At 75.5% G+C, this 17,514-nt stretch carries 12 protein-coding genes; 6 read left to right on the forward strand and 6 right to left on the reverse strand.

Annotated elements, in window-relative coordinates; translation table 11 throughout:
• Positions 1-57: 57 nt before the first annotated feature.
• On the reverse strand, positions 58-3,414 hold the full coding sequence (locus tag Cch01nite_RS08710; protein ID WP_203751452.1) for a discoidin domain-containing protein: 3,357 nt from the start codon (positions 3,412-3,414) through the stop codon (positions 58-60).
• A 438-nt stretch (positions 3,415-3,852) separates the two neighbouring features.
• Between Cch01nite_RS08710 and Cch01nite_RS08715 the strand changes: the two genes are divergently transcribed.
• From Cch01nite_RS08715 to Cch01nite_RS08730, 4 genes are read left to right on the forward strand one after another with little or no spacing between them, the layout of a single operon-like run.
• Positions 3,853-6,912 carry a hypothetical protein gene (locus Cch01nite_RS08715; RefSeq protein WP_203751455.1) on the forward strand — a complete coding sequence of 1,020 codons (3,060 nt, stop codon included), beginning with the start codon at positions 3,853-3,855 and terminating at the stop codon, positions 6,910-6,912.
• Positions 6,909-9,620, forward strand: a complete 2,712-nt coding sequence (locus tag Cch01nite_RS08720) for a hypothetical protein (RefSeq protein ID WP_203751458.1) — start codon at positions 6,909-6,911, stop codon at positions 9,618-9,620. Before Cch01nite_RS08715 ends, Cch01nite_RS08720 begins: the two co-directional genes overlap by 4 nt.
• On the forward strand, positions 9,617-10,615 hold the full coding sequence (locus Cch01nite_RS08725; protein ID WP_203751461.1) for an ABC transporter ATP-binding protein: 999 nt from the start codon (positions 9,617-9,619) through the stop codon (positions 10,613-10,615). The genes Cch01nite_RS08720 and Cch01nite_RS08725 overlap by 4 nt, the downstream gene beginning before the upstream one ends.
• Positions 10,612-11,304, forward strand: coding sequence for an ABC transporter ATP-binding protein (locus tag Cch01nite_RS08730; RefSeq protein ID WP_203751464.1), 693 nt, complete (start codon positions 10,612-10,614; stop codon positions 11,302-11,304). The genes Cch01nite_RS08725 and Cch01nite_RS08730 overlap by 4 nt, the downstream gene beginning before the upstream one ends.
• A gap of 9 nt (positions 11,305-11,313) precedes the next feature.
• Here Cch01nite_RS08730 and Cch01nite_RS08735 read toward each other — a convergent pair whose 3' ends face one another.
• A complete protein-coding gene (locus tag Cch01nite_RS08735) occupies positions 11,314-12,414 on the reverse strand; it encodes a DNA glycosylase AlkZ-like family protein (protein WP_203751466.1) in 1,101 nt (366 codons plus the stop codon).
• 11 nt (positions 12,415-12,425) lie between these two features.
• Positions 12,426-13,046: a dihydrofolate reductase family protein gene (locus Cch01nite_RS08740; protein ID WP_203751469.1), complete on the reverse strand. Its 621-nt coding sequence runs from the start codon at positions 13,044-13,046 to the stop codon at positions 12,426-12,428.
• A 271-nt stretch (positions 13,047-13,317) separates the two neighbouring features.
• On the opposite strand from Cch01nite_RS08740, the gene Cch01nite_RS08745 reads away from it, so the two are divergent.
• Entirely contained in the window at positions 13,318-14,049 is a 732-nt protein-coding gene (locus Cch01nite_RS08745; RefSeq protein ID WP_203751471.1) for an FxLYD domain-containing protein, read from the forward strand.
• A 28-nt stretch (positions 14,050-14,077) separates the two neighbouring features.
• On the opposite strand, the gene Cch01nite_RS08750 is transcribed toward Cch01nite_RS08745, so the two are convergent.
• From Cch01nite_RS08750 to Cch01nite_RS08760, 3 genes are all read right to left on the reverse strand, one after another.
• The gene (locus Cch01nite_RS08750; protein ID WP_203751473.1) at positions 14,078-15,031 is read right to left on the reverse strand and encodes a hypothetical protein; all 954 of its coding nucleotides are present in this window, start codon (positions 15,029-15,031) and stop codon (positions 14,078-14,080) included.
• Positions 15,032-15,096: 65 nt separating this feature from the next.
• Positions 15,097-16,467 (reverse strand): DNA polymerase IV, encoded by a 1,371-nt coding sequence (locus Cch01nite_RS08755; protein WP_203751475.1) that lies wholly within the window; start codon positions 16,465-16,467, stop codon positions 15,097-15,099.
• Positions 16,468-16,535: 68 nt separating this feature from the next.
• A complete protein-coding gene (locus tag Cch01nite_RS08760; protein WP_203751477.1) occupies positions 16,536-16,904 on the reverse strand; it encodes a cupin domain-containing protein in 369 nt (122 codons plus the stop codon).
• 313 nt (positions 16,905-17,217) lie between these two features.
• Between Cch01nite_RS08760 and Cch01nite_RS08765 the strand changes: the two genes are divergently transcribed.
• On the forward strand, positions 17,218-17,511 hold the full coding sequence (locus Cch01nite_RS08765) for a thiamine-binding protein (protein ID WP_203751479.1): 294 nt from the start codon (positions 17,218-17,220) through the stop codon (positions 17,509-17,511).
• Positions 17,512-17,514 lie beyond the last annotated feature (3 nt).

A 17,514-nucleotide genomic window follows, 5' to 3' on the forward strand; every position in this document is an offset into this window, starting at 1 on the left:
CGGACCCGGACGCCCGGGCCGGGGGAGGGGTCCCGGCCCGGGCGCCTCACCGCGTGGTCAGTTGCGGTTGATGGTGAACGTCGACGTCGTGTTCTTGATGTCCTGCGCGTTGTTGCTCAGACGCAGGTTGGTGAACGTCGCCGACCCGACCGCCGGTCCCTGACCGGCCTCGGGCATCTCGTTGACCCAGATGCCGAACCCGGACTTCGCGTCCCACGCGTCGCCGCTCTTGCGGGCCCCGCTGATCGACACGTTCGTGAACGTCGTGTCGGTGATCGGGTTCTGCGGCTGGCCGCCGACGTAGTTCGTCTGGAACATGATCCCCGAGTAGGTCGGGTCGACGATGTCGACGTCGCTCACCCGGATCCCCTGGAACTTCTTCGACGCGGAGAACACCCAGATCGCGGGGAACGTCTGGTTGCCCCAGAAGTGGCCGCCGGCGCGCACGATCGAGATGTTCGAGAACGTGGTCGGCGCTGCGGAGCCGAACTCGTCCATCGGGTACCCGAAGTCGAGCGAGCTGATCGTGATGCCGGAGTACACGAGCGTGTCCGCGATGTAGACGTTGCGGAACGTGTTCCCGTACCCGCCGTACACGGCCAGGCCCGCGGCCCGCCACGTGACCAGCGAGGTCAGGTTCTCGTAGACGTTGCCCGTCTGACCGGTGCCGCCCGCGTCGGTGGCCGCGAACAGCGCGAACGAGTCGTCACCGGTGCCGCGGGCCTCGATGTTCGCGACCCGGTTGTTCGCCGACCCGTTCGTCATGTTGATGCCGTCGGCGAACGTGTCGCGGATCCGGGAGTCGGTGATCGACGACGAGTCCATGTTCGACGCCCAGAACATGCAGATCATGTGCTCGACCCACAGGTCGTCGACCGTCATGTTCGCGACGTTCGTGAAGTCGAGCACCTTGCCCGGGCCGTCGATGCGCGAGGTGTAGTTGCCGAAGTACGCGAACCCGCGGAACTTCGACCCGTTGGCCGACGCCTCGGACCGGAACCCGACGTCGGTGTTCTCCAGCGTGCTCGGCGCGTAGAACCGGGTGAACCACGGGCCGGCGCCGACGATGTCGACGGCCTTGCCGTACACCTGGAACTTGCTCGCCGTGGAGTAGTCGCCGGCGGGCAGGTAGACGCCCTTGATCGTGCCCGTCGTGTCCATGCGGGCCTTGTCGAGGGCGTCCTGGACGGCCTGGTGCGTGAAGCCGGTGGGCTGCACGTACTGGGCGGGGTTCGGGTTCGGGTTCGCCGTGGCGAGCTCGGTGTTGACGAAGTCGATCGTCACCGGCTGCGGGTTGCTCGCGGTGCGCTGCAGCCGGATGGTCGCGCCGGCGGGGACCGTGGTGCCGAGCAGGGTGTTCGCCTCGTCGTAGATGTGCCGCGGCGAGCTGTCCGGCTGGTTGCCGGGGTTCGTCTCGTTGCCGTACAGCCACGCGAACTTCGACGTCAGGTCGAGGCGCTTGAGGAACGTCCCGTTGACGACGATGTCGATGCTGCCGCTGAGGCCCGTGCCGCCCGCGCTGTCCGGGATCGAGAAGCGGGTGACCAGCGTGTTCGTCGGGTTCTTCGTGGTCCACTCGACGTACGAGCCGGTGGCGGACAGCGTCGCCGCGCGGCGGCCCGACGCCTCGCCGGCGAGGTCGCCGACCGTGCGGTTCGGGCCGATCAGCGTCGCGCCGCCGCCGGTGCGGCCGTCCTCGGCCTCGTACATGTCGAACGGCAGGTGCGCGCCGCGCCCGACGAAGATGCCGCCGGTGACGACGTTGTTGCCCTGCTTGCCGGGCACCTCGGTGGGGTCGGTGGCGACGGCGCTGGACACGTCGTACGTGCCGTTGCCCGCGGTCCAGGTGCCGAGCGTGACGGTCCCGCTGGTCGCGCCCGCGGCGATCGCGCCGCTCACCGAGCCGGTGAGGGTCTTGACGACCGTGCCGGTCGTCGAGTCCTTGATCGTCACCGTGAGGCCGTGCGCGCCCGACGACGTCGCGACGTTGCCGTTGTTCGCGACCGCGCCGGTGAACGTGACGACGGCGCCCGACGCCGGGTTGCCGGGGCTCCAGCTCACCACGGGAACGAGGTCGGAGCTGGCGACGGGGGCGACGACGAGCTTCGTCGGGCTGCTGTACGCGTTGTTCGTCTCGTCCTGCTCGACCACGGTGTTCGCGGGGTCGGCCGTGGCGCCGACCGTGTAGGAACCGGCGGCCCGGGCGCCGACCGACGCGGTGACCGTGGCGGTGGCGCCGGCGGCGACGGCACCGACGGACGCGGTCGCGGCGTCCTGCCCGTCGACCTGGAAGGTGACGGTCGTGGCGGTCGACGCGAGGGTCCCGACGTTCTTCACGGTCGCGCTGAGCGTGACGGCGGTCGACTCGGTCGGGCTCGCGGGGGAGGACGTGACCCCGGTGACCGTGAGGTCCGGGTTCGGCGCGGGGGTGCCGAGCACCTGGAGCTCGGCGACCTGGCCGTTGCCGGCACCGGTGTTGCCGGTGAACACGAGCCGCACGTCCGTGGCCGTGCCGCTCACGGGGACGGTCACGGTGTTGCCGCTGGACGGGCTGAACGCCCGGCCTGCCGACGCGGCGAGCGTGGTGAACGCGCCCGTGCCGGTGCGGCCCTGCACCTCGAACGTCTGGGTCCGGTTGCTCCACGCGGGGTCGGGGTTGAGCTTGACGACGACGCCGGAGAGCTGGCTGGCGGACGCGAGGGTCACCGTGAGGGTGCTCGGGTACTGGCCGCCGGCGCCCTCCCAGTAGGTGCCGGTCGAGCCGTCGACCGCGTTGGCGGCGACGTACGTCCACTCCGTCGACGAGGCGACGATCGGCCTGCTCAGGGCGAGGTTCTGGCCGGTCGGCGTGGTCGGGGTCGGGGTCGGCGTCGGGGTGGTCGGCGTCGGGGTCGGGCCGGCGGTGCCGTGGACCTCGAGCTCCGAGAGCTGTCCGGCCGGCCAGCCCGTGTTCGCGGTGATGCTCAGGCGGACGAACCGCACGGGCGTGTCCGTCACGTCGACGTCCACCGTGTTCGCGGACGCCGGGGCGAACGTGTAGCCGGCCTGCGCCTTGAGGGTCGTGAAGGTCGAGCCGTCGGTCGAGCCCTGCACGGTGATCGTCTCGGTGCGGGCGCCCCAGGCGCCGGTCGGGAGCTTGAGGGTGAGGTCGGTGACCGTGGCGGCGGCGCCGAGGTCCACCTGCACCCACTGGGGGAACTGGTTGTTGGCGGACTCCCAGTACGTCGACTGGTTGCCGTCGGTGACGTTGCCGGCGCCGTAGACGTCGGTGGTGCTGCTGGCCGTGGCGGGCTTGCCGGCGGCGAGGTTCGGTGGCGCCGCTGCGGCGCCCTGCGCGACGAACGCGAGGCCGAGCGGTGCGACGAGCGCCAGCGCGGCGGTGGCCACGACGGCGTGCCTGACGTGCCTTCTCATGGGTCGTCCTCGTTCTCCCGCCGGGGGCGGGGTGGGTCGGGGCCGGACGCGCGCACCCCGCGGGGGCCGGCGGCCGACGTCGGACGCACGGTCCCGGGCGGGCGGTGGGGGAGTCGACGCCCCCGCCGGCGTGTGCTCGGCGATCAGTGGCGGAACTGGAGCACCGCTGGTGCGCAGGCAGCGGTCGGATCGACGCCTCGTGCGAGTGTTGCGGGCTGTGGCACCACTTTGTGCGTGGCAACTGTCGAGTTCTTGCGGCGTCGTGACCAGACGATACGAACGTGCCCCGGCCGAGTCAAGGGGTCGCGGTGAGGTACGACTGGACGGCATGACTGGGTACGTGCACACCGGCAGGCAGGCGGGCACCCGAGCCCGCGCCACGTCCACTCACCCGTCGACGCGTAAGATCACGCGGCCGATCCCTGGAAGGACGACCCCGTGAGCGCCACCCGCCTGCTGCTGCGCCGAGCGCGCGCGCACGCCGGCCTGCTCGGCCTCGTCCTGCTCCTGGTCGCCGTCGTGTCCGCCACGGTCACCGGCATGGTCGCGTCGACCCTCGCCGCCGCCCGGGACACCGCACGGGACGCCCTGCACGACCCGGTCGACGCGTCGCTGCAGGTCAGCACACGTCTCGCGGACGACCCCGACGCGCAGTCCGCCGCCGCCGACCGTGCGCTCGCCGCCGAGCTCGCCGGGACCCCGACGACCACCGACCGGACGCTGCGCTCCCTGTCGCTCCCGGTCCGCGTCGCCGACCGGGCTGCGACCGACGCGCGCCTCGTCCTCGGCGCCGACGCCGGGCTCCGCCAGGAGGCGCACCTCGTCGACGGTGCGTGGCCCGGCACCGCACAGACCGACGGGTCCGACGAGCAACCCGACGAGACCGTGCTGCACGCCGCCGCTGCCCGCGCGCTCGGCGTCGACGTCGGCGACAGCCTCGTCGTCACGGGTGACGGCGGCGTGACGCGGACCGTGCGCGTCGTCGGCACGTGGCTCCCTGACGACCCCGACGCCGTCCGCTGGGCCGGCGAGGGACTCGTCCGCGACGGTGTCGACGGCACCACGGGCGCGTTCGGACCCGCCGTCGTCGGCGAACAGGTCCTGGCCGCCGTGCCCGGGATCGACATGGTCCGGTGGACGGTCGTGCCCGACCTCGCGCGCGTGCAGCCCGCCGGGCTCGCGGGGCTCGCGGACCGGCTCGACGCGTTCGTGGCGGACGTCGAGAGGACCGTCGGCTCGGGCGGCGTCGCCACGACCGGCGAGCTCCCGGCGACCCTGCGCGGCACCGCGACGACGCTCGACGCCGTCGCGGCGGTGACGTCGTCCGCGCTCGCCCTCGTCGCACTGGCCTCGGTCGTCGCGCTCGCCCAGGTCGCGCGGCTCCTCGCGGCCGTCCGGGCCACCGAGACGACCGTGCTGCGCTCGCGCGGGGCCACCGTGGGGCAGCTCACGCGCGCGTCGGCGCTCGAGGCCGCCGCGGTCGCGGTGCCCGCCGTCGCGCTCGGCGCCCTGCTCGCCGCGCTCGTCGTCCCCGCCGTCCGCGACGTCGACGTGGCCGTCCCGGTCGTGGTCGGCGCCGTCGCCGTGGTGCTCGTCGGCACCGTCACGCTCACCCTCGGCGCGCGTGCCGCCGCCGTCCGCGCCGGTGAGCGGACCGACCCGGCCGGTCGGTCGGTCGGCACGGTCGCGACGGGTGCGCTCGTCCTGACCCTCCTCACCGCGGCCCTCGCCACGTGGCGGCTGCTGCGGACGGCGACCGGGCCGGGCGACCCGAGCGGCGGGGCGCCCGCCGTCGCCGGTACCGAACCTGCCGCGATCGCCGCCGTGCCGCTCGGTGTCCTCGCGGTCGCGCTCCTGTCCGCCGCCGCGCTGCGGCCCGTGACCGCGCTCGTGGCCCGGGCGGTCGCCGGCCGCGGCGACCTCGTGGTGCCCCTGGCCGCCCGGCAGCTCGCGCGCCGCGCCGCCCTGTACGCCGTGCCCGTCGTCCTCGTCACGCTCGCGACGGCGACGGCGGGGCTCGCCGCGGTCTACACGGGGACCAGCCAGGGGCAGGCCCGCACGGCGACCGCGACGGCCGTCGGGGCGGACGTGCGGGCGACGCTGTCGGACCTGACGGCCCTGCAGGTCGACGAGGCGCCGCCGACCGACGCGATGCTGGGACCCGGGCTCGATGCGGGCGCGACCGCCGCCGCCCCGGTGCTGCGGACGAGCGCGGACGCGGCGTCCGCGACCGGGACCGCGCTCGCGATGCCCGCCCGCCGGGTCGCCGACGTCGTGCGCGACGACGGCGTCCCCGGCCTCGCCGTGGCCGCGTCGACGCTGGCCGGCCCGACGGCCTGGCGGCTTCCCGACGGCACGTCGCAGGTGCGGTTCGACGTCGACCTCGGCACCCCGGCGACCGACGGCGTCGCCTGGTGGTTCGACGCCGACGGCCGGCTGCGGTCGACCTCCGCAGAGCCCGCCGGCGACGCCTGGACCGCCCAGGCGCCCGCAAGGGCGGTCGCCCTCGCGGCGGTCGAGCTGGCGCCGGCCGACACACCCGCCGGCGTCACGGTCGCCGCGGTGACGGCGGTCGGCCCCGACGGCACGACCGACCTGCTGGCAGGCGGTCCGTGGCGTGCCGCGCAGCCCGGGTCGGAACCCGTCGTCGAGGCCGCCGACGGGCCGACGGTCGCGCTGCCGCCGTCGAGCGGCCTGCACCCCGTGGTGCGGGTGCTCCCCGGGAAAGGTGCGCCGTCGCCCGTCGTGCTCTCCCAGGAGTGGGCCGCGCAGGACGGCCTCGTGGTCGGGTCGCCCGTCGAGCTGCGGCTCGCCGGGCACCCGGTCGACGCCGTCGTCTCGGCGGTCCTCCCCGTCGTGCCGGGTGCACCGGGCCGTGCAGCGCTCGTCGACCTCGCCTCGGCGGGCGACGCCCTGCTCGCGACCGCCGTCGCCGTCCCGGCTCCCGCCGAGGCGTGGTTCGCCGCCGCCGACCCGGGGGCCGTGGCCGACGAGGTCACCGGTGCGGCGACCGCGGCGGGGCTCACCGCCCGCGCCGTGACCGCCGAGCCGACCCCGGACCGGGCGACCGCGGCCGCAGCCGCCGCGCTCGTCGCCGCGGCCGCCTGCCTGCTCGCGATGGCCCTGCCCGGCGTCGCCGCCGCGGCTCTCGCGCTCTCGCGCGCCCGGCACCCCGAGGTCGGCGTGCTGCACGCGCTCGGGGTCCGGCCGCGCAGCCAGGCCCGGGGACGCAGCGCCGAGACCGGCGTGGTGCTCGGCACGGCGCTGCTCGGGGGCTCGCTCGGCGGGCTCGCGCTCGGCGCACTGCTCGCGCCCGCCCTCGTGCAGGTGGTGGCGCGCGGGCCCGCAGAGCTCGACGTCGTGCCGGCCGCCTCTGCCCAGGTCGCCGCGGCGCTGCTCGGCGCCGCCGCGGTCGGCAGCTTGCTCGTCGTCCTCGCCGACGGCCGCCTCGTCCTGCGCCAGGCGGCGACCGGCACCGTGCGGGAGGACGTCCGATGAGAGCGATGTCCGCACCCCGGCTCGCCGGCCGCCAGCTGCGCACCGACCCCGTCGGCGCCGTGCTCGTCGTGCTCGCCACCCTCGTCGCCGCGTGCACGCTCGCCGCGTGGCCGCGCACCGTCGACCGGGTCGTCGGCGCCGACCAGGCGGACGCCCTCGGCCCCCTCGTCGCCGACCAGGTCGACCCGACCCGCGTCGCGTCCTGGCTCGTGGACCCCGCCGCCGGCACCGTGCGCTCGGCCGCCGACCTCGCGACGCTGCACGCCGACCTGCAGGGCGACGCGGCCGAGGCCGGGGCGGCACTGCGTCCGCTGCTCGCCGACCCCGCCCGCGTCATCCTCACCGCCGGCCCCTGGGAGACGGACCGCGGCCCCCGGCCGGTCGGCATCACCCACCTCGACACGCACGTCCGCGTCGACGAGCAGCTGCCCGACCTCGTCCGCGTCGTCGAGGGCCGCCTGCCCGACCCGGTGACGGTCCCCGCGTCGCTCGCCGGCGCACCGCGCCCCACCGGGACCGAGCCGGACCACCCGCTCGAGCTCGCGCTCTCCGCGGAGTCCGCCGACCGCATCGACTGGCGCGTCGGCGAGACGCGCACCCTCGCGGGCGGGTCCGGTGTCGACGCCGTGCTCGTCGGGACGTTCGAGGCCCGGGATCCCGCCGACCCCACCTGGACGCACCTCGACTCGACGTTCGTCCCGCAGATCGTCGAGGACCCGAACGCCGGCACGCTCGTCGACGTGTTCGCCTACGCCGATCCCGGCGCGGCCCCGCTCCTCGCCGTCGGCGGACCCCTCGACCTCACCTCCTGGTTCCCCCTCGACCTCGCGCCCGCCGCCACCACCGACCGGGCCGCCCTCCTGCAGGACCTGCGGGCGTTCCGCACGGCGACGGCCACCGACACCGAGCTCGACCACGCCCTCGCGAACCTCGCCCCCCGCCAGGACCTCGTCGCGACGGTGCTCGGGGTCCTTGCGGCCGGTCCCGCCGGCGCGGCCCTCGGCGTGCTGTGGCTCGCCGTGATGCTCACCGTGGACCGGCGCCGCCCGGCCCTCGTGCTCCTGCGGGCCCGTGGGGCGTCCGCCGGGTTCGTCGGCGCCCTCGGCGCGAGCCAGGGACTCGTGCTCGGCGTGCCGGCCGCCGTCGCCGGCACGGTGCTCGCCGTCGCCCTCGTCCCCGGGCCGGTCAGCGCCGACGGCCTCGTCGTCCCGCTCGTCGCCGGCCTCGTCCCCGCCGGCCTGCTGGGGATGTCGTCGGCCCGTGTCCGCGCCACGAGGTCCGCGCTGGCCGGCGGGGCGCGCTCGCCCCGCGGCAGGCGGGGCACCGCTCGCTGGGTCGCCGAGGTGTGCGTGGTGCTGCTCGCCGCGGTCGCCGTCGTCACCGTCCGCGACCGGGGGCTCGCCGACGACACGCCCGGCGCCGACCCCGTGCTCCTGGCGCTGCCCGTGCTGCTCGCGCTCGCGGTGTCCGTCGTGGTGCTGCGTGTCGTGCCGGTCCTGCTCGCCGCGCTGTCGCGGGGGCTCGCGCGTCGTCGCGGGCTGCCCGGGTTCGTCGGTGCCGCGGGCGCCTCTCGTGCCCCGGCCGTCGGTCTCGTGCCCGTCGTGGCGCTCGCGCTCGGCGTCGCCGTGACGACGACGTCGCTCGTGGTCCTCGCGACGATGGACGGCGGTGCCCGGCGCGGCGGCGTGGACGCGGTGGGCGCGGACGTCGCGGTGCGTGGTGCCCCGTCCCTCACCCCGGGGGCCGCGGACGCGGTGCGGGCCGTCCCCGGCGTCGCGGCCGTGGCGGTCGTCGCCGAGGTCGACGACGCCGTGCTGAGCGACGACCGGGACGGCGACCGGGTGCCGCTCCTCGTGGTCGACGGCTCCGACCTGCGCGAGGTCCAGCACGGGCTCGTCGGGGTCGGGCGGCTGCCGCTCGGCGACGACGTGGCCGCCCCGGACGGACGCGTCGGTGCGGTCGTCGTCGGCGACGTCGCCGTCGACCTCACCGGTCCGCTGACGCTGGGGATCGGCTCGCCGCCCGTGGAGCACCCGGTCGACCTCCTCACCTCGCGCGACCGCGCCGCCGGCCTCACCCACGGCGAGTCGGCCGTGGTCGTCGACGCCGCCGCCGCGGCGGACCTGGGAGCTCCCGCGCACGACGTCCTGCTGCTCGTGCGGCTCGACCCGGGCGCGGACCCGGCCGTGGTCGGCACGGCGGTCGGCGCGGCCGCCGGGGCCGAGGCGAGCGTCGTCACGCGCGCGGACGTCGTCGCGCGGATCACGCAGGGCGCGCTCGTCGGGGGCGTCCGGCGCGCGACCGGCGCCGCGACGGTGGGGGCGCTCGTGCTCAGCGCGCTCGCGCTCGGGCTGGGGGTCGCGCTCGGCGGACGTGCACGCGGCCGGTTGCTGGCGCTGCTCACGACGCTCGGCGTCCCAGGACGCGACGCCCGGTCGCTCGTCCGCTGGGAGGTGCTGCCCTGGGCGTCCGTCGCCGTGACGGCGGGGCTCGCCACCGGCGCGGTCCTCGCACCCGTGATGCTGGGCACGACCGACGTGTCCGTCCTGGCCGGGGGTGCACGGACCCCGTCCCCGACGCTCGGACCGCTCGCGCTCGGGGTGCTCGTCGTCACGTACGCGGTGCTCGTCGCGGGTGCCGTGCTCGTCGCCGTCGTCGGTGCCCGGCGCACGGACGCCGTCACCGTCCTGCGAGAAGGAGAAGCATGACCACGACAGCACCACCCGGGCCTGCGATCCTCTGCGAGGACCTCGTGCGGGTGTTCGTCACCGAGGGCGTCGAGGTCCAGGCGCTGCAGGGCCTCAACCTGCGGGTCGACACCGGGGAGCTCGTCGCGGTCGTCGGCGCGTCCGGCTCGGGCAAGTCGACGCTGCTGACCATCCTGTCGGGGCTCGACCGGCCGACGGCGGGCACGGCCGTGGTGTCCGGGACCAACCTCGTGACGATGGGCGGGGCCGAGCGCCGTCGCTACCAGCGGGACGTCGTGGGGTTCGTCTGGCAGCAGACGTCGCGCAACCTGCTGCCGTACCTTACGGCGGCCGAGAACGTCGCGGTGCCGCTCGTGGTGTCCGGGGCCCGGGGCCGGGCGGCACGCGCCCTGGAGCTGCTCGACGTGATGGGGGTCGCCGACTGCCGCGACAGGCTGCCCGCGCAGATGTCCGGCGGCCAGCAGCAGCGGGTCGCGATCGCGACCGCCGTCGCGGGCTCGCCGCGCGTCCTGCTCGCCGACGAGCCGACGGGTGAGCTCGACGAGTCGACGTCGCAGGACGTGCTCGAGGCGATGCGCCACGTCAACGCGACGCTGGGGGTGACGACGCTCATCGTCACGCACGACCCGACGGTCTCGGAGCACGTGCACCGCACGGTCCAGATCCGCGACGGCCGCACGTCCACCGAGGTGCTGCGCCGCACCGAGCGGGGCGAGGACGGCGTCGAGCGGCTGCACGCCGAGGAGTTCGCGGTGCTCGACAAGGTGGGGCGGCTGCAGCTGCCGCGCGAGGTCGTCGAGCGGCTCGACCTGCGCGACCGGGTCCGCCTCGGCCTGGAGACCGACCACGTCCGGGTGTCGCGCCACGACCACGTGCCGGGGACCGACGATCCGCCGGGCACCGATGGCCCGCCGGGCACCGACGGCCCGCCGGGCACCGACGAAGCCCGGGGGACCGACGACTCCCCGGGCACCGACGACGGAGGTGCGCGATGACGGGCGTCCGCGGGACCGGCCTGACCCGCTCGTACGGCACCGGCGCGACCCTGGTCCACGCGCTGCGCGGGGTCGACGTGCACGCCGAGCCGGGCGAGCTCGTGGTGGTGCGCGGCAGGTCCGGCTCGGGCAAGACCTCGCTCCTGCACGTGCTCGGTGGCCTGGAGCGGCCGGACTCCGGGCAGGTGGAGGTCGACGGCGTGGACCTCACGGCGCTGCGTCCGGACCAGGTGCTCGAGCTGCGCCGCACCCGGATCGCGTACGTGTTCCAGGCGTTCGGGCTCATCCCGGTGCTGTCGGCCGCGGAGAACGTCGAGGTGCCTCTGCGGGTGCTGCGGACCGACCCGGCGGAGCGGGACCGGCGCGTCGCCGACGCGCTGGCCGCCGTCGGGCTCGAACGGCACGCGCACCAGCGGCCCGCGGAGCTCTCCGGCGGGCAGCAGCAGCGGGTCGCGATCGCCCGGGCGCTCGTGCACCGGCCGACGGTGCTGCTGGCCGACGAGCCCACCGGCCAGCTCGACAGCGGCACGGCGGCGGTCGTCATGGACCTGCTCGTGGAGCTCGTGCACGGGCACGGCGTGGCGGCGGTCGTCACGACGCACGACCCCCTCATGGCCGAGCGCGCGGACCGGCTCGTCGAGCTGCACTCGGGCGAGCTGCGCGCACCGCGGCCTGCGGCGGGCGCATAGGGCACCGGGTCACGCCGAGGCGCCGCCCAGGTGCCACGCCCGGCCGACGATCGCCGCGAGGCGCCCGACCTCGTCGGCGAGCGCCGAGCGCGCGGCCGTCCGGCCCGTGAACCAGCCCACCTGCACCTCGTCGCCGGCGAGCGTCCACGTGCCGTGCACGACCCCGCCGACCACCACGACGGCGGCGCCGCGGCTCACCGGCGCGCGTCGCTCGGGTGGCACGACGTGCGCGTCGGCGGTGCCGGGACCGAGCACCCACTGGTCGTAGCGGGGCAGCAGCCGCACGCTCGTCGACGGCTCGGCGGCGAGCAGCTCGTCGTGGTCCTCGCGGAGCACGACGGCGGCCTCGCCGTCGACGTCCACCTCCGCGAGACGGTCGCCGAGACCGCCGAGCCACCGCACGACGTTCTGGCGACCCGCCCCGAGGCCGTCGCCCAGCCAGTAGTGCACGTGGCCCGCCGTCGTCGGGCCGTAGGCGCGCAGGTACGCCTCGACGGCACGCGCCCCGGCGGTGTCGAGGTCGAGGAGGCCCGTCCATCGCGGGTTGCCGTCCAGCCGCTGGAACGTCGGACGCCCGTCCCGGGACGGGCCCAGGCTCAGGTCGCCCTGCCACGCGAACGCCTTGAGCAGGGTCCACGCGCCGTCGGCGAAGGTCGCGGCCAGGTGCCGGTACCGGGTGTCCGCCGTGACGGCCGCCCCGAGCTCGGGCACGGTGAGGGGCCCGTCGGCGAGCGCGTCCCGGACGACCTGCCGCAGCGGCGGCCAGTCGTCGGGGGCGAGACCGTAGAAGCTCTGCCAGCTCGGCAGCTCCCACATCCGGCCGCGCGCCCGCAGCGCGAGGTACGCGGCGGCGTCCTCGGGCGTCATCAGGTGCGTCGCGCCGCGGAACGCGAACGTCCTGATCAGCGCGCCGTCCGCGAGCGCGCGGGCCACGTCCCCGGGCGCGGACTCCCGGCGCCGGGTGCGCACCGCGAGCTCGGCCGCGTCGTCGGGGTGCGCGGGGACGGCGCCGAGCGCCCGGACCACGTCGGTGCTGGACCCGGCGCCGACCGGGTCCAGCAGGTGCCGTCGCAGGCGCCAGGCCAGCGCCTGGGCCCAGGTCAGGGGCACGGACCGGCGGGTCAGGACTCGTCGGAGCCGGGGATGTGCTCGATGGCCGTCTCGTACGTCCCGCTGCCCGGCACCTCGCCAGGCCCGTAGATGAGGCGGACGACGCCGGTCGGGAAGATGTCCGAGCGCAGCAGGCGCAGCGGGTAGATCGGCTCGCCCTCGTCGAACAGGCGCTCGCCCTTGCGTGCTGCGACGGGGTGCACGAGCAGCCGCAGCTCGTCGAGCAGCCCGGCGGCCAGGAGCTGGCGCACGACGGAGATCGAGCCCGGCACCAGGATCTTGCCGACGCCCGGCTCGGCGGCGAGCGCCGTGACGGCCTCGACGAGGTCGCCCCGCAGCGGCTCGGCGTTGCGCCAGCCGAGGTCCTGCGTGCCGCGTGTGACGACGACCTTGCGGGTGTCGCCGAGCTGCGCCGCGTACGACGCGTCCTCGCCGCCGGCGGCCTCCCGCTCGGGCCATGCACCGGCGAAGCTGTCGTACGTGACGCGGCCGATCAGGAGCACGTCGACGCCGCGGTAGTCCTCCATCACCGCGGCACCCATGTGCTCGTCGAAGTAGGGGAAGTGCCACGCCGGGTCGATCTCGACGACGCCGTCGAGCGAGGTGAACAGGGTGGACACGATCGTCGCCATCAGTCCTCCAGGGTCGCTGCGCCCGCGTCCCACGGCCGCGAGTCGATCAGACCGTACCCGGCGCCCTGACGCATCCACAGGCCGCTCGCCGTGCGTGTGCTGAACGGGCGTGCGGCGCGTGGTTCGTCCGATGCGCACGCGACGGGCACACGACGTGCTCCAGCCCTTCGCCGGACGGCCCTGTCGTCCGGGCCGTACGTCCCGGCGGGCGTCTGCGGCGCCTTCCTAGCGTGTCGGGGCACACATGTGAGGACGAACGGAGATCGACACGATGACAGGCAAGTGGATGACGGTGGCGCTCGGCGGGGTCGTGGCGGCGCTGGCGCTCTCGGCATGCTCGGGAAGCGCGGACGCCTCGCAGGAGCAGGTGACCTCGACCCCGTCGACGGCCGCCTCCGAGCAGCCGGCCGACGCGGCGCCGACGCCGGAGGCCGGGAAGGTGACGGTCGAGGGCGTGGGTGCGGTGACGGACCAGTACGGCATGGTCGCGGTGTACGCGACCGTCGTGAACCCGACGACCGACAAGGTCCTCGCGAGCGTGAGCTTCGCGGGCTACGACGCCGCTGGCACCGTGCTGGGCACGACCTCCAGCAGCGCGCCGATCGTCGCCGCGGGCGACAAGCAGCAGGTCGTGACCTACCTCTCGGTGCCCGACGGTGCGCAGGTGGCGTCCACGACGGCCCAGGTCGAGATCATCGACTCCAGCAAGGACGAGCACCCCACGTCACGCCTCACGCCGGCGCAGGTCACCGTGCAGAGCGACGACTACTCGATCAAGGTGACGGGGACCCTCGACTCGGCGTTCGACCAGTCGTTCACCAACCCCGGGCTCAACGCCGTCTGCACCGACGCGGCCGGCGCGGTCGTGGCGGCGGGCTTCACGTTCGGCGACGGCACGGTCGTCCCGGGCCAGCCGTACCCGTACTCGATCTCGCTGACCGGCGCGGCGCCGGCGACCTGCGTCGTGACGGCCGGCGTGACGAACCTGTCCGAAGCGTCCTGACCCGGCAGCCCTGACCGTGCCCGCACGGTCAGGGCTGCCCGGCGTTCGCGTCGTTCCCCGAGGGTGGCGGGCAGCTCCGGGCAGCCGTCTCGACGGCCTCCTCGTCCCAGTTCTCGGTGGTCTGCAGGATCCAGAAGACGACGAAGAGCCCCAGCAGCACCGCCTCGACGGTGAGCAGGCTGTACGGCCACTGCTCGGCGCCGCGCCACCACCCGACCAGCGCGGCGATCGCGGCCCCGACCACGGTCGCGAGCATGAGGAGGCTGAGCCACCCGTAGGCGGTGCTGTACGCGTCGGGCGACATGCCCTTGGGCTTGCCGAGCGGGGGCTGGTTCACCTGCCGGGCGGCGTAGGCGGCGGCACCGGCGATGCACACGAAGAACAGGATCGCGGCCGCGTAGTGCGCGCCGACGAGGAACGCGTCGTGCCACCCGACGAACCAGACGGCGAACGCGACCCAGACGCCGGTCAGGACGACGAGGCCCACCCGCCTCGACCCCGTGGGGACGTCGGCGCGGTTCCACCAGGCGAACGCGAGCACGAGGGTCCCGACGAGCAGCAGCGCCGTCACGTTGTTGTCGACGCCCGGGACGAGGTCGGGCGGGATGCACCGGTCGGGGCCGGGGCACCCGTCGGGCCCCGGGGCGACGGGCACGGGCACGAACGCGACGAACGGGATGACCATCCCCGCGAGGTCGAGGAGCGAGTCCTCCCACCCGGGCCTGCCCTTGATGGCGATCAGGGCGGGCCCGATCGCGACGAGCGACCCGACGAGCACGTTGCGCACCGGTGAGTAGAAGTACCCGCTGACGGACCCGAAGCGTGCGCCGTCGCCCCACCCGATCTCGATGACGAGGGACGTCGCAAGCAGGAGCGCCATCGCGACGATCGCGACCCGCAGCGACCGGTACGTGGTGCGGGTCGCGGAGGTCAGGGCGTCCGCCACGGCGTCCGGCGGTGCCGGCTGCGGTCCGTCCGTCATGCTCACCCCTGCCCGCCGCGCGAGTCGTGTCCGGGGACATCATGGCGGCGGACGGGCCGCGACGCTCAGGGGGCCAGCCGCTCCACCGCGAGCGGGTGCACGACGACGAGCGGGTCGCTGTCCAGGTCGAGGACGCGTGACCGGGCCGGGGGTGTGTCGACGGTCTCGAAGCGGACCGTCGCCTCCCGCCCGCGCACGTGCACGACCCACCCGCGGCCCAGCACGGCGTGCTCGACGTCGAGACCGGGGCGGGAGACCTGCTCGTCGAGCAGCCGCGGCCGCGCGGGACCTGGGTCGGCGGTCGGTGCGGCGACGTCGGGGGCGACCTGCGGCTCCGGTGCCTCGTCGTCCCAGGGCAGCGTGAGCTGGGCGTGCGAGGTGAGGTTGTGGAACGACACGCCGAGCAGGCGGACCGAGTCGCTGATGCCCGCGGCGAGGGCTGCCTGCTGCGCGGCGGCACGCAGCTCGGCGGGCTCGGCGGACGGCTGCGGGAGCGTGACCGACCGCGTCACGGTGGTGAAGTCGGCGAAGCGGACCTTCGCGACGACGGTCCGGGCCCCGCCGCCGTGCGCGGTGAGCCGGCGCAGGGCCTCGTCCGCCACGGCGTCGACGGCGGCGGCGATCGTCTCGCGGCCGAAGATGTCCTCGGCGAACGTGCGCTCCGCGCCGACGGACTTGCGTTCGCCGCTCGGCCCGACGGCCCGCAGGTCGACGCCGCGCGCCAGCCGGTACAGGTTCGTGCCTGCGGACTCGCCGATGGTCATGGTGAGGACGTCGAGCGGCTGACGGCGCAGGTCGGCGACGGTGCGCACGTCGAGGCGTTCGAGCGCGGCCTGCGTCGCGGGGCCGATGCCCGGCACGGCGCGTGCGGGCAGGGGGAGCAGGAAGTCGTCCTCGTCCGCAGGTTCGACGACGAGCAGGCCGTCGGGCTTGGCCGCGTCGGACGCGAGCTTCGCGACGAGCTTGGTCCGTCCGACGCCGATGGACACTGCGAGCCCTGTCCGCGCGCGGATCCGTCCGCGGACGTCCGCCGCGGCGGCGGCCGGGTCGGACGCGTGCGGGCCGGCCTCGAGGTCGACGAACGCCTCGTCGATGCTGATCGGCTCGACGAGCTCCGACAGGGTCGCGAGCTCCGCCATGATCTGCCGCGAGTACGCCGAGTAGGCCTCGAACCGGGGCGAGAGCACGGCCGCGGCCGGCACGAGGCGGCGGGCGCGGCTCATCGACATCGCCGACCGCGCACCCGCCCGGCGGGCCTCGTACGACGCCGTGGACACGACTCCGCGCGGGCCGGTGCCGCCGACGAGCACGGGCTTGCCGCGCAGCGACGGCTTGTCCCGCTGCTCGACGGCCGCGAAGAACGAGTCCGCGTCGGCGTGCAGCACGGTCGCCCGGGCACGCACGCGCGACGCGTCGGCGAGCTCCTCGGGATCCACGGGCCTACTGTGCCTGGTCCCGGCACCCGTCCCGGACGCGGCTCCCGGTGCGTCGTGCCGACGGACCCCTACGCGGGCCCGCCGAGCTCGCGCAGCGGCGCGGTGCGCTCGCCGCCCGCGTCGCCGGTGTTGACGGTGCCCTTCGACTCGACCATGACGACCCACACCTCGTCGTCGGCGCGCGGGCAGTGCTCGACGCCGCGCGGGACCACGTGCACGTCCTGTGGCCCGAGCACCACGTCGCCGTCCCGCAGCTGCAGGGTGAGCGTGCCGGCGACCACGAGGAAGAGCTCGTCGCTGTCCGGGTGGCTGTGCCACACGAACTCGCCGTGGAGCTTGGCCACCTTCACGTCGTGGTCGTTGACGCTCGTCAGCCGGTGCGGCTGCCACGGCTCGGAGATCGACCCGAGCGCCGCCAGGATGTTCGTCACCGTCATGCGGCGAGCGTAGGGCCGGCGGACGACCACAGGGTGAGAAGCGGGCGGACCGGACCGTCCGGTGCGAGTAGGTTCGTCCTGCCAACGCCGGGGAGCTCGAGACAGTCGGGCTGAGAGGACGGGCCGCGACACCGCGAGGTGTCAGCGCACGTCGACCCGAGAACCTGAACTGGGTAATGCCAGCGGAGGGATGCGCCATCGAGCGCGGCGTGGGCGGTCGGCACGGCCGTGCGCCGGGTCCCCGTCGTCGTCGTGCCCGGTGCGGGCGGTCCTCGGTGCGCCGTACCCGGTTCCGACCCACCGGAGGAGCACCGTGCTCGCACAGATCCAGGTCTCGCCCCGCCCGAGCGGCACCGACGACGACCGCTACGCCTACGTCGACGCCGCCATCGCCGTCATCCAGCAGTCCGGCCTCGTGTACGAGGTCGGCGCCATGGGCACCACCGTCCAGGGCACCCCCGACCAGGTGTGGCCGTTGCTGCGCGCCGTGCACGAGGCGACCGTGCGGGCGGGGGCGTCCGCCGTGTCCAGCGTCATCAAGGTCGGCCAGGCGAAGGACGACGCCGGGCCGACGATCCAGGACCTCGTGGGCAAGTTCCGGGCCTGACGT

It is taken from the genome of Cellulomonas chitinilytica (assembly GCF_016862675.1).
Taxonomy (GTDB): Bacteria; Actinomycetota; Actinomycetes; order Actinomycetales; family Cellulomonadaceae; genus Cellulomonas; species Cellulomonas chitinilytica.